This window comes from Aneurinibacillus sp. UBA3580, from assembly GCF_002375825.1.
Taxonomy (GTDB): domain Bacteria; phylum Bacillota; class Bacilli; order Aneurinibacillales; family Aneurinibacillaceae; genus Aneurinibacillus; species Aneurinibacillus danicus.
This window is the reverse complement of the sequence record NZ_DFMZ01000079.1, coordinates 1,159-14,271: the sequence shown is the minus strand read 5'-3', so window position 1 is coordinate 14,271 and position 13,113 is coordinate 1,159. Positions and strand designations below refer to the sequence as shown.

Here is a 13,113-nt window from a genome sequence, read left to right as displayed (position 1 = left end):
TCTCTTTTCCTTCGTACCACAAAAGTCAGCCGCCCTTCCCTTCATTTTCATGTCGGGGTTGCGGCGGAGACGCCATGGTGGTTTTTCTGTGAAAATCATAAAAAGCCCGCAGAGGTGTAATTCTGCGGGCCCTGGCATTGTTTGCATGATGGTGTTAAGAACCCCGTGAATGCCGTGATGCCAGTGTTTTGAACCTGCTCTTGCAGGTGGGGAACCTGTCCGCTGCTTTGCAGGTCCGCTTCAGCAAGGCGGCTTCTGCGCTGCAGCGAAACTTCGGAGCCCCATTTTGTTGGTGTTGGTACAAAACAAACGGTCGCTCACGCACATCGCAGGGTTCTTAAACTTACTGTGTTTTTATATTACACAAATTTGAAAACGATTTCAAGGGGGATATCAGGCCCATTTTTTACTAATAATTACCAAGAAACTTACTTATCGTCCGTTTTCTTTGGCATAACGACGCGTACGGATAGCTCTTCTAGCTGCTTATTATCAACCGGACTCGGTGCGTCCGTCATAATGTCACGTGCGCTTGCTGTTTTCGGGAACGCAATCGTATCGCGAAGGCTGCTGCGACCGGCCAGGATCATCACGATGCGGTCAAGACCAAATGCGATGCCGCCGTGCGGAGGCGTACCGTATTCAAATGCATCAAGCAGGAAGCCAAACTTCTCCTGTGCTTCTTCCTGACTGAAGCCAAGCGCTTTAAACATTTTCTCCTGAACATCGCGCTTGTAAATACGCATGCTGCCACCGCCGATTTCAAAGCCGTTCAATACCATATCGTATGCTTGCGCACGAATCTGGCCCGGATTTGTATCGAACAGATGTACATCTTCCGGGCGCGGACGAGTAAACGGATGGTGCAACGCCACATAACGCTTCGCATCTTCATCCCACTCGAGCAGCGGGAAGTCCACGACCCATGCGAATGCAAATTTGCTCTCATCGATCAGGCCAAGCTCTTTACCGAACTTCAAGCGCAGCGCGCCCAGCGAGTCGGCTACAACCTTCGGCTTATCCGCTACGAAAAGCAGCAGGTCATTGTTTTCAACCTGCATACGGTCTTTAATTGTTGAAATTTCTTCTTCCGTGAAGAACTTCGCAATCGGTCCTTTGATTTCGTCATCTTTAAACGCCATCCAGGCAAGACCTTTGGCACCGTAGCGGCCTGCAAATTTCATCAGCTCGTCTACGTCTTTGCGCGAGTAGTATGCGCATCCCTTTACGTTAATACCTTTTACCTGGCCGCCTTTTTTCATGACGCTGCTGAATACCTGGAAGCCGCAATTCTCGGCGATATCGCCGATATTCACCAATTCCATGCCGAAGCGGAGGTCCGGTTTATCCGATCCGTAACGTTCCATCGCTTCTGCGTATGTCAGGCGCCGGAACGGTGTTTCGACAGTAACGTTCAGCACTTCTTTGCATACTTTCGCCATCATCTCTTCCATCATGGCGAGCAAATCTTCCATGTTTAAGAAAGAGGTCTCGATATCGACCTGGGTAAATTCCGGTTGGCGGTCAGCGCGCAGATCTTCGTCGCGGAAGCAGCGGACAATCTGGAAATAGCGCTCATAGCCGGCCACCATCAGCAACTGCTTGAAGATTTGCGGCGACTGCGGCAGCGCGAAGAATTCACCCGGATTTACACGGCTCGGCACAAGATAGTCGCGCGCCCCTTCCGGTGTGCTCTTCGTCAACATCGGTGTTTCGATTTCAAGAAAACCGCGGCTGTCCAAATAATCGCGGAACAGTTTCGTCACCTTATGGCGCAGTTCCATCGTCCGGTACATCTCCGGACGGCGCAGGTCTAAATAACGATATTTCAAACGTACCTGCTCATCCACATCGATATCGTCTTCAATGAAGAACGGCGGCGTTTTCGCCTGGTTGATGATTTCGATTTCGCTGACCTGCACTTCAATTTCTCCGGTCGGAATATTTGGGTTAATCGTTTCCGCATCGCGTTCGACGACTTTTCCTTTTACGCTAATCACGTACTCTGTACGCACTTTATCGCCAATGGCGTGCGCCTCGGCATTAATCTCCGGGTTGAATACGACTTGCACCAGACCGGTCCGGTCGCGCAAATCGACGAAAATAACGCCCCCCAGGTCGCGGCGCTTCTGCACCCAACCGTTTAACGTAACCTCGCTGCCAACATCAAGTTTGCGGAGCGTGCCGCAAAATACACTGCGTTGTTGGAATTCCATCTCTCTTCCTGCCTTCCTTACTTATCTTTTTCGATTACAGATTGAACGGCCGAAGCCACTTGTTCAAACGCCACTTCTTGCTGGTCGCCGGTTTCCATGTTTTTCAGCACGGCTACTCCGCGTGCCAGCTCATCCTCTCCGATGATAACCACGGTCTTCGCCCGCAGGCGATCTGCAGCTTTCAACTGTGCTTTCATTTTCCGGTCGAGAAAGTCCTTGTCCGCAGACAATCCTTCACGACGAAGCACGTCAAGCAAAAGAAACGCTTTCTCTTCGGCTTCTTCGCCCATTCCAATGATAAAGCAATCCAATGCCCGTTCGATAGGCAGCTCTATGCCCTGGGTTTTCAGAGCCAGCAGAACGCGTTCGATGCTCATCGCAAATCCGATGCCCGGCACGTCGCTGCCGCCCATTTCTTTCACCAGGCCATTATAGCGCCCTCCACCGCAGATGGTGCTTACGGCGCCAATGCCGCGCTCCATAATCTCAAATGCGGTGTGCGTATAATAGTCCAGGCCCCGCACCAGATTCGCGTTCACTACATAGGCGATACCTAAATCGTCAAGGTGTTTCTTCACTTTGTCGAAATACGCGCTTGATTCATCGTTCAAATAGTTGAGAATAACCGGAGCATTCTTCATCAATTCTTTATCCGCATCTCTCTTACAATCGAGAATGCGAAGTGGATTGCGCTCTAAGCGGGACTGGCAATCCGAACAGAATTCGTGGATGTGCGGTTTGAAGTGATTGATTAACGCCTCGCGATGCGCTTTGCGGCTTTCCACATCGCCTAAGCTGTTTAGCTCGACATGCAGATTCTTGAGTCCCAGCTCTTCATAGAAGCGCATGGCAAGCGCGATTGTTTCCGCATCAATTGCGGGACTGTTGCTGCCGATAGCTTCCACACCGAACTGGGTAAACTGACGCATCCGGCCGGCCTGCGGTCGCTCGTAGCGGAACATCGGGCCTATGTAATACAGCTTGGTCGGCTGCTGCGGTAAGCCAAACATTTTATTTTCAACATAGGAACGCACCGTGGAAGCCGTACCTTCCGGGCGCAGGGTCAGACTGCGTCCGCCCCGGTCTTCGAACGTATACATTTCCTTTTCCACGATGTCCGTCGTTTCGCCGACGCCGCGGTGGAACAGCTCGGTATGTTCGAAAATCGGTGTGCGGATTTCTAAGTAATTGTAGCGGCGGCAGATGTCGCGCGCTTTGTCCTCGATATACTGCCACAGCTCTATTTCACCGGGCAGAATATCGGCTGTTCCTCGTGGAACCTGGATCATGGTTGGCCCTCCTAACGATAACACATTGTAAATTAAAAAATCTCCCGTCACTGACATAACCGTCAGGGACGAGAGATTGGTTCACAATTCCCGTGGTACCACCCTACTTGGATATAATGATATCCCACTCCATTACCCCATAACGCGGGAGTACGCCGTGTGTTTCCACCGGTCTTCCGGGTTGTCTTTCATCAAGCGCTGTCGGGAATGCTTCCAGCCAGCGGCATTCCTCTCTGTACGGCAGTACATCCTGACTACTTTGTGCCCTTCATCAGATCCATTTACATTTGTCACAATTGTTTTTTATATTACTTGTTTCGACATAAAATGTCAAGTCTCATAAAAGTATAAGCACTTAAGTGAGAAAAACTCGCGGACGTTGCCGGTCTTTTTCTCCCTTCGGGCCCCACGCTCCACACGGAAAAAGCAACGGTCGGCACACGCCTCGCGAGTTTTTCCTGGTTTACGGATGGAGGGAAAGTATATGTTGCTTTATCACTGTAAAGCAACATATACTTTCCTACACTAATAAAAAGCCTCTTTATCTGAAGAAGATAAAGAGGCATGTTTGCGTGTCCGTCCTTATCTTCCAGGATGATAAAATATCCTGCTGGATTTGGCACCTTCCTGACCTTTATAAAGGACATGGGGGTTGCCGGGCTTCATCGGGCCAGTCCCTCCGCCGCTCTCGATAAGAATAAAGTATGAATGATTTCTCTTATAGTAATGCTAAATTGTTGCAATTGTCAATTGTTTTTAAAAAATAAACCAATACTATTATTTCACTTAGCAAGGCAGGTTTCTTTTGCGGAAAGCCACAAACGCCGGGTCTATGCTAAATTTTAATTTATTAATCAATAAAAAATCACGGCGTTTTTGTGGTTATTTTCTATAATTATATATAATCACTTGTTGCCGAATTATTGATTAACAATGTTTTTTTCGCCCTAATTTTCTTGACGTTAAATATTTTCTAAATTAGAATGATTGAGTACTTCGAGATTTATTACATCAGGAGGCAACAACATGGAAGCAGTTTCAAAAATGCAGCACCCGGACGTGCAGCAACAAAGCAAAAAGCATCCTCCGGGCCTGTATCTGCTGTTTTTTACAGAATTATGGGAACGCTTTAGCTACTACGGAATGCGCGGCATTCTGGTTCTGTATCTTACAACGTCACTGGTTAGCGGAGGCCTTGGCTTTGACGAAGGCTTCGCATTAAGTCTTTATGGATTCTTTACAGGAGCTGTTTATTTTACCCCAATTCTCGGCGGTTATCTGTCAGATAGATTCCTAGGCAGAAGATTGGCGATTACAATCGGCGGTATCACGATGGCAATCGGCAACTTTGTTCTTTTTGCCGATCAAAGCAAATGGTCTTTATACTTAGGATTGCTTTTATTGATTGTCGGGAACGGCTTCTTTAAACCGAACATTTCTACCCTTGTCGGAGAATTGTACGGACCGAACGACGGTCGAAAAGACGCTGCTTTTACAATTTTCTATATGGGCATTAACGTAGGCGCTTTATTCGCCCCGCTTGTATGCGGCTACCTGGCAGAAGACTACTTCAGAACGACAGTCAACGGAGTCGTGCAATATGGATTCAAATACGGCTTTTTGGCCGCCTCTATCGGTATGATTATCGGTCAGATTCTGTTTAACCTATTGGGCAACCGCTATTTGGGTGATATCGGAAAGAAACCGACAGGCAAACCCGCTGCGGCCGCAAAGAATCAAAAAGCGACGAATGCACCGCTGACAAAGAAAGAAAAACAAAGAACGGCTGTTATTTTTATACTGACCGCCTTCGTTATTTTCTTCTGGGCAGGCTTTGAGCAAGCAGGGAGCTCGCTAACCCTGTATACGGATAAGTTTATAGACAGAAGCGTGGGAGGTTGGCTGGTACCAACTTCATGGTTCCAATCACTGAACCCATTATTTATCATTCTTCTTGCCCCTATCATTTCCATGCTGTGGGTTAAGCTTTCCCAGCGGGAACAAGGAGACATGAAAGTTCCGACGAAAATGGCGCTCGGCATGATTCTGCTCGGTCTCGGCTACATGGTGCTGCTCATCGCCGTGATGCAAACCGGCAGCGATGAGAGCGCAGGATATAAAGCGAATCTGTTGTTTATCGTATTCACATACCTTCTTCATACGCTCGGTGAATTATTCCTGTCACCGATAGGCTTATCCATGGTAAGTAAGATTGCCCCGGTAAAACTTGTATCGCTTCTCATGGGCGTGTGGTTATCGGGCACAGGCGTTGCCAATATTTTAGGCGGCCAGTTGGCTGCTACTACCGAATCATTAGGATACTTCGAAGTATTCGGTATCATTGGCGGACTTGCTATTGGACTGGGACTCATCCTGCTGCTGCTCTCGAGAAAGCTTGTACAAATGATGGAGTAACAGTAAAACCATCTTACAATGTGCAAACAAGGCGCTTGCCCCTTACCGGGGCAAGCGTTGGCCGAAGTAACCGGAGTCGTATCTGCAAAATCATGCCCGACGCATTATCCGCCGGGCATGATTTACATTACTCCGTACTTACTTCTTTATCCCCCACATAATAAAAGTCGTTAGTTTTACAATCATACATGTAATCTTTTTTCCATTCCTCGATATTACCAGCAATCATTCTTATGGCCCGAATGAATTCATAGATTTCCTGATTCGTCATCGTAGGATGAATCGAGAAGCGTACCCAGCCCGGCTTAGCAGAGAAATCGCCCTGGTTAATCTGTTCCGTAATCGTGTGAGACATGTCCTGATCAATATCAAACAAATAGTGGCCATATGTTCCGGCGCAGGAACATCCTCCCCGCACTTGAAATCCGAATCGGTCATTTAATAATTTGACAATCAGATTATAATGAATATCCTCTATAAAAAACGAAACAATCCCCAATCTCTCCGTAAGATGCCCGTCAAGTATATGCAGTCCCGGAATCTTTTCCATACCGGGAATCAGAATATCCAGCATCTCTTTCTCGCGACACAGCATATTTTCGGTACCCATTTGCTCTTTGAGCTTTATGCACAAAGCTGCTTTAATGGCCTGCAGTATTCCCGGCGTGCCGCCGTCCTCCCTGCCCTCTATATCCGGGCTATATTGATGCCCGCCCCATGGATTCGTCCACAGGACCGTTCCGCCTCCCGGCTTATCAGGAATTTTACTTAAATACAACCTTGAGTCAAAAATCAGTACACCGCTTGAGCCGGGTCCTCCCAAAAATTTATGGGGAGAAAAGAAAATTCCGTCGAGCTTTTCAAGAGGGGATTTAGGATGCATATCGATATCCACATAAGGAGCTGAAGCTGAAAAATCGACAAAACAAATGCCGCCGTAATCATGCATCTTCCTCGCCAGTTGATAATACGGCGTTTGAATCCCCGTAACGTTCGAACAAGCGGTAAAGGAACCAATCTTCCGTTTACGGTCACGATATTTATGAAGCAATTGTTCCAGCCGTTCCACACTGACCATTCCGCTTGTATCAGGCTCGACGATGACGACCTCTCCTATCGTTTCCAACCAGGAAAGATGATTGGAATGATGTTCCATATGCGTCACAAAAATAACGGGACGGTGTTCTTCAGGAATGTGCATCTTATCTTTTACCTGCGTCGGTAGACGCAATCCCAACATTCGCTGCAGCTTATTTACAACCGCCGTCATTCCGGAACCGTCCATGATCAGTATGTCGTGTTCATCGGCATTTACATGCTCCTTTATAATCTTCTGCGCCTGTTTATACGCCGCCGTCGTAACGGAGCTTGTAATGTTTGATTCAGTATGCGTGTTGGCAAGGAACGGCCCGAATTCGTCGCAGATCTTAGATTCAATCGGGCGATACAGACGCCCGCTCGCAGTCCAGTCAGCATATATGATTCGCTTTTTCCCATATGGAGAAAGGAAAGTTTGGTCTATCCCGATAATATGATGCCGGAACGGAAGAAAATACGTCTCTAACTCCCCATACAATTGATATGTGTCGTCTCCTATTCTGGCTCTAATCAATATGGTTCCCCTCCTTTATCCGTGCTTCCGCTATCCTAGAATATGATGCCAGGTAAAGGTAGGTTAAAATGTGACGATCCACAAATGTTTACGGGTAGCTATACATAAATGATTTTCAATTTATTGGATACATTATTAAAGACGAAAATCAATAACAGGAGGAGAATGCATGTTCGAAAATAACCTATCGACAGGAAGGATGCCGCAATTTCCGGAACCGTATTGGCGAGACTCCATAGAGCTTCCGTCGTTTTCTAAAATGACTGAGGACATAAAAGTTGATGCGGCAATCATTGGCGGGGGAATTTCAGGAATCACGGCAGCCTATTTGCTTACAAAAGAAGGAGTAAAAGTCGCACTCATAGATGCCGGCTCTATCTTGAACGGTACAACAGGCCACACAACCGCCAAAATAACCGCCCAGCATGACATCATCTACGATGAGTTAATACAGAACGTAGGAGAGGAACAGGCGAAACTTTATTACGAAGCCAACAATGACGCCTTACAGTTTATAAGAAGCCTCGTCACTGAAAATAAAATCGACTGTGATTTCACTGAGGAAGATGCTTATATCTATACGAATTCCGAGCAGTATATAACGAAAGTAAATAATGAATTTACGGCCTACGAAAAACTCGGAATCAACAGTGTATACGTAAACAGCACTCCTCTTCCTCTGCAAACCAAAGCGGCTATCGTAATGAAAAATCAGGCACAATTTCATCCTCTTAAATATTTAGCCCATCTTGTTCAGTGGATTACCCGCGCAGGCGGTGCCATATACGAGAATACTACTGCCATAGATGTAGAAAAAGGAAATCAGCCGAGAGTGATAACGAGAGACGGACACAAAATTATGTGCGATTATGTACTATCATGCTCCCATTTCCCATTCTACGATGGAGCTGGCTTTTATTTTTCAAGAATGTATGCCGCTCGCTCCTATGTGCTTGGGGTTAAAACAGAAAAAGACTATTCCGGCGGTATGTATTTAAGTGCGGAAGAGCCAAAACGCTCACTCCGCTATACAATGATGAACGGGGAAAAGCTTGTGCTGATCGGCGGTGAAGGTCATAAAACGGGACAAGGAATAAGTACGATAAAGCACTATGAGGCCCTGGAAGCCTTCAGTGCCGAAACCTTCGGCATAAAAGAAATACCGTACCGCTGGTCTGCTCAGGACCTGGTTACATTGGACAAAATCCCTTATATCGGACACATCACATCCAGCCACCCGAATATATTTGTGGCAACCGGCTACAGGAAATGGGGCATGACCAACGGAACGACTGCCGCCCTGCTGATACGTGATTTAATTATGAAGAAAGAGAATCCCTACAGCGGGCTTTATACACCATCAAGATTTAATGCTGATCCCAGTATTAAAAATTTCATAACGCAAAATGCCGATGTGGCAAAACATTTGATCCAAGGCAAGCTAGAGATCGTTAATGGCAGGCCTGAAGACCTGTCTAACGACGAAGGCGCCGTCGTTACTGTGAATGGAAAAAGAGCCGGCGCTTATCGAGACGATAAGGGAAGTCTGCATATTGTCGATACTACCTGCACCCATATGGGCTGTGAGCTGGAATGGAACAGCGGAGAGCGGACGTGGGATTGTCCATGTCATGGCTCAAGATTTTCAATAAACGGCAGCGTAGTGGAGGGGCCGGCAGAGAAGCCTTTAAAAAAATTAGAAGCAGAATAATTCCCTATCGATCGCCGATATCAAGTGCTGCACTACAAAGAAGAGACCTTTGAGCACATGAAAATCAAAGGTCTCTTCTCTACACTCTTACTGTTTCTCTATCAAATCTCCATACGACATTCCCCCTGTTCCTTTACAACTGAAAAGCCGTCTTTTTCACTCAGCAAATGAATAGAAAAAGTGGTGATTTTTTTCTCGGAATGAATAGAAATAGATCCTCCGTGCTTCTCTATAATTTGCTTACAAACAAAGAGCCCCAAACCCGTTCCCAGCTCTTTCGTAGTGACAAAAGGTTCAAAGATAGTATGCAAGGAAACTTCATCAATGATAGGTCCATTGTTTGAAATCGATAGTATAATCTCTCCCGGAGATTCTTTTAAAGAAATGTCAATATTTCTTTCCTCTTCTATCACATACAGCGCATCGATCGCATTAAATAAAATGTTGATAAGAACTTGTCTTATTTCATCAAAATAGCCATAAAACATAACATTATGGTGAATGTCTTTTGATAAATTGATTTGATTGGTAAGAAGACTGGGATAAAGAAAGTCCGTTACTTCGTCAATTAATTTATCCATATAAAAAGCCTGCTTTTCTTTTCCTGCTATTTCTTTTTTAGAAAGCATTAAAAATTGTGATACCCGGAAATTAAGTTGTTCCAGCTCGCTTGAAATAATATCAATGTATTTCATATCAGGGTATTCTTTGGCCAATAACTTAATAAATCCCTTAACAGAAGTAAGAGGATTACGGAACTCATGAATGAGACTGGATGTCATTTGTCCGAGCAGAGATAGTCGATCTTGATGAGTCGCATTAATAAAAGTCGACTTTTCCTCAATCATTTTATCTTTCAACTCGGTATAGCGGGAAACAGCATGGTACAAGAAAAGATCAAAACATTCATTTATTTGATTAATGGCAGGCTGCAGACTCTCAAGACTCATCTCCACCATGCTCAAATACTTAAAAATTTCGCTTCTCCCAATATTTACGTTATAGACGAATTCTCCGATATTGATATTCGCTTCTATTCTTTCCTCTGCAACCCTGCATGCCAGCACTTCTATCGTTTTCTCATCATATTCATTACGCAATCTACCAATAATCAATTGATACATTTTCATTCCGTTTTCAAATATTTTTTCTTGAAAAGGATCTCCGATTGAAACCAAAACTTGCTTCCGCCATTCTTCCACCAATGATTCTGAATGTCGACTTAGGAAATCGGCAACATTCTCCATGTAATCCATCTCATCCTCACTCTCTTTATAAAACGAAACTTCATCTTTGCTGTCGTACCTACGCCTTTTTACATTATAAGGTATAAAGCCGTATTGAATATATAAATTTTCGAATAATTTGTAAATACAGAGTATCGGCTTACACATTTTTCCGTGTATAATAGGGTCGGACACATCGAGAAATGGACAATGAAAATTAAAGAGGGAGAATGCATGAGATGAAGCGAGTAGTGGTTACAGGAATGGGAGCGGTTACTCCGTTAGGAAACTCAGTACAAGAAACATGGCAGGCAGCCAGAAACGGCGTGTCGGGAATCGGTCCTCTCACAAGATTTGACTGCACAAACTTTTCTGCAAAGACAGCGGCTGAAGTCAAACAGTTTGATCTCTCTAACTACATGAAAGTCAATGACAGACACCGCATGGATCGGTTCGCCCAGTACGCGGTCGCTGCATCTCTTATGGCCGTAAATGATGCCGAAATTTCAATTGGAAAAGATGTTCCCTATGAGCGGGTCGGTGTCTGGTTTGGTACCGCAATCGGTGGTATCGAGAGCTTTGAAGAAAGCTGCCGAAGCCTGCAGGAAGGCGGGTATACGAATTTGTATCCGTTTGCAACCACAACCGTTATATGCAATATGGCTTCCAGCCAGGTCTCGATTGCCCTTGGCGCAAAGGGAATTAACGCGTGTACCGTCCTATCCTGCGCTTCCGGAGCGAACGCGATTGGTGATGCATTCCGTGCGATTCAACGCGGGGAAGCTGACGTAATGATCGCGGGAGGATCCGAAGCATCGCTTACCCCGCTTGGCATCGGTGCATTCTGCGCCATGGGTGCAATTTCGTCCAATCCCGATCCAAAAACAGCCTGTCGTCCATTTGACAAGCAACGGGATGGCCTCGTCATGGGAGAAGGAGCAGGTGCGCTTGTTTTGGAATCGTTGGACTCTGCATTAAAAAGAGAGGCACGCATTTACGGAGAAATCGTCGGCTACGCAACCGTAGGAGACGCCTACCACATCACAAGTCCAGCACCTGGAGGAGAAGGCAGTGTAAGAGCCATGGAGCTTGCCCTTCAAGAGTCAAAGCTCGCTAAAAAAGACATTGACTACATTAATGCGCACGGGACCAGTACCGTATATAATGATAAATTTGAAACACAAGCCCTTAAAACTTTTTTGCAGGAACATGCGTACTGCGTCCCCATCAGTTCCACCAAGTCTATGACAGGCCATATGATGGGGGCCGCCGGCGCTGTGGAAGCTATCTTTTCACTGCTGGCCATCTACACAGGAATTATTCCGCCTACCATCAATCTGGAAAATGCCGATCCTGATTGCGATTTGGATTACGTACCGAACCTGGCAAGGGAAAAGAAAGTAAAAACAGCACTTAGCAATGCGCTTGGCTTTGGCGGACATAACACGTCGCTAATCTTTCAGGCGATATAATAAAATATCAGAATAGCAGCTTACTATGCAAGCAGCCGATGGCGAATGATAACACCACCGGCTGCTTTTGTAGAAACAAACAGGATAAACTCTATACTATTAAGATTTAATTTCAAGTATGATACTTGTTGAAAAGTAGGTGATACACCGTATGATTTTCGTTACTGTCATTTTACCTGTTATTCTCATTTTTCTTAGCGGATATACGCTTCAACGAATTTTCCGTCTGGATCTGAAACCTATCTCTACGTTAGCCATTTATATCTTAACACCTTCTCTCGTATTTCGGACATTTTATACAACACCGTTAGATATCAATCTTTTTTACATTGCAGCGACTTCGTTATTGCTGCTCGTCGGCCTAATCGTCATCACTGCTATCACATCCAGACTGTGCAAATATGATAAGCAGCAGGAAAGCGCATTGATGCTGTCTACCGCTTTCATGAATACCGGGAATTACGGAGCGCCTATTATCCTGTTTGCCTTTGGAGAAGCCGGGTTTCATTACTCTATTCCACTTATGGTTTTTCAGTCTATTATTATGAGCATCTTCGGTGTCTATTTTGCGGCACGCGGGCAAAGCGATATCCGCATAGCCGTTAAAACTATACTTAAAATGCCTGCTAATTATGCGGTGATTATTGCGATTCTCTTGCACAGATTTCAGGTTAAAATTCCGGATAACTTTTACCAAAGTATAGATTTGGTCGCAGAAGCAGCCATTCCGGTTGTCATGCTCATTCTGGGCATGCAATTGGCCAACATATCTTCTAAATCGATAGAATGGAAAGGAATTAGTCTTGCCAGCATGATTCGGCTCATCGCTTCACCGCTGCTCGCTTATTTGATTTGCCAACTCTTCCCGCTCGATCCTCTGCTTCAAAAGGTAATTATCACCGGCGCTGCGATGCCCTGCGCGGCAACGACAACGATGTATGCGATTCAATTTAATGTGAAGCCACACTTCGTATCCACCGGTACTCTTGTGACCACTTTGCTTAGTTTCGGAACACTGACAGTCTTGCTGAGCATTCTGCATTAAGGCTACATGAATTCTTCCAACAAAACCATCATGGCCAGGTAGCCACAGGCCCTGCCATGAAAATTGCGGGAAGGACCGGCTAACTTTTGCGGTACGAAGGAAAAGAGAGAACGAGACAATGATTTCA

General features: G+C 45.7%; 8 protein-coding genes, 1 other RNA gene, 1 riboswitch and 1 other annotated feature. Of the genes, 4 read left to right on the top strand and 5 right to left on the bottom strand.

Features of this window, described 5'->3' with window-relative positions:
• Positions 1-156 precede the first annotated feature (156 nt).
• The 3 genes from ssrS to hisS all read right to left on the bottom strand — a co-directional run bounded on the left by ssrS (position 157) and on the right by hisS (position 3,505).
• Positions 157-338, bottom strand: a non-coding RNA gene (ssrS, locus tag B2899_RS12070) — 6S RNA.
• Positions 339-428: 90 nt separating this feature from the next.
• On the bottom strand, positions 429-2,216 hold the full coding sequence (gene aspS, locus B2899_RS12065) for an aspartate--tRNA ligase (RefSeq protein WP_146811024.1): 1,788 nt from the start codon (positions 2,214-2,216) through the stop codon (positions 429-431).
• A gap of 17 nt (positions 2,217-2,233) precedes the next feature.
• On the bottom strand, positions 2,234-3,505 hold the full coding sequence (hisS, locus tag B2899_RS12060; protein ID WP_286886094.1) for a histidine--tRNA ligase: 1,272 nt from the start codon (positions 3,503-3,505) through the stop codon (positions 2,234-2,236).
• 61 nt (positions 3,506-3,566) lie between these two features.
• Positions 3,567-3,786, bottom strand: a binding site (T-box leader).
• Between the two features lie 298 nt (positions 3,787-4,084).
• Positions 4,085-4,203, bottom strand: a riboswitch (SAM riboswitch).
• Between the two features lie 328 nt (positions 4,204-4,531).
• Here hisS and B2899_RS12055 point away from each other — a divergent pair.
• A complete protein-coding gene (locus B2899_RS12055; protein WP_286886091.1) occupies positions 4,532-5,920 on the top strand; it encodes a peptide MFS transporter in 1,389 nt (462 codons plus the stop codon).
• Positions 5,921-6,047: 127 nt separating this feature from the next.
• On the opposite strand, the gene B2899_RS12050 is transcribed toward B2899_RS12055, so the two are convergent.
• Positions 6,048-7,535, bottom strand: a complete 1,488-nt coding sequence (locus B2899_RS12050; RefSeq protein ID WP_286886096.1) for an aminotransferase class V-fold PLP-dependent enzyme — start codon at positions 7,533-7,535, stop codon at positions 6,048-6,050.
• Between the two features lie 166 nt (positions 7,536-7,701).
• On the opposite strand from B2899_RS12050, the gene B2899_RS12045 reads away from it, so the two are divergent.
• The gene (locus B2899_RS12045) at positions 7,702-9,243 is read left to right on the top strand and encodes an FAD-dependent oxidoreductase (RefSeq protein ID WP_286886089.1); all 1,542 of its coding nucleotides are present in this window, start codon (positions 7,702-7,704) and stop codon (positions 9,241-9,243) included.
• A 101-nt stretch (positions 9,244-9,344) separates the two neighbouring features.
• Here B2899_RS12045 and B2899_RS12040 read toward each other — a convergent pair whose 3' ends face one another.
• Positions 9,345-10,499, bottom strand: a complete 1,155-nt coding sequence (locus B2899_RS12040) for a histidine kinase N-terminal domain-containing protein (RefSeq protein WP_286886086.1) — start codon at positions 10,497-10,499, stop codon at positions 9,345-9,347.
• Between the two features lie 200 nt (positions 10,500-10,699).
• On the opposite strand from B2899_RS12040, the gene fabF reads away from it, so the two are divergent.
• Together fabF and B2899_RS12030 are read left to right on the top strand one after the other, a co-directional pair.
• The gene (gene fabF, locus B2899_RS12035) at positions 10,700-11,941 is read left to right on the top strand and encodes a beta-ketoacyl-ACP synthase II (RefSeq protein WP_146807870.1); all 1,242 of its coding nucleotides are present in this window, start codon (positions 10,700-10,702) and stop codon (positions 11,939-11,941) included.
• 151 nt (positions 11,942-12,092) lie between these two features.
• A complete protein-coding gene (locus B2899_RS12030) occupies positions 12,093-12,986 on the top strand; it encodes an AEC family transporter (protein ID WP_146807869.1) in 894 nt (297 codons plus the stop codon).
• The last annotated feature ends 127 nt before the right edge of the window (positions 12,987-13,113 follow it).

Excerpts from the sequence above, each read along its gene's own strand:
- B2899_RS12055 (WP_286886091.1), top strand. The coding sequence starts at position 4,532 with ATGGAAGCAGTTTCAAAAATGCAGCACCCGGACGTGCAGCAACAAAGC.
- B2899_RS12040 (WP_286886086.1), bottom strand. The coding sequence starts at position 10,499 with ATGGATTACATGGAGAATGTTGCCGATTTCCTAAGTCGACATTCAGAA.
- hisS (WP_286886094.1), bottom strand. The coding sequence starts at position 3,505 with ATGATCCAGGTTCCACGAGGAACAGCCGATATTCTGCCCGGTGAAATA.
- B2899_RS12030 (WP_146807869.1), top strand. The coding sequence starts at position 12,093 with ATGATTTTCGTTACTGTCATTTTACCTGTTATTCTCATTTTTCTTAGC.
- fabF (WP_146807870.1), top strand. The coding sequence starts at position 10,700 with ATGCATGAGATGAAGCGAGTAGTGGTTACAGGAATGGGAGCGGTTACT.
- B2899_RS12045 (WP_286886089.1), top strand. The coding sequence starts at position 7,702 with ATGTTCGAAAATAACCTATCGACAGGAAGGATGCCGCAATTTCCGGAA.
- aspS (WP_146811024.1), bottom strand. The coding sequence starts at position 2,216 with ATGGAATTCCAACAACGCAGTGTATTTTGCGGCACGCTCCGCAAACTT.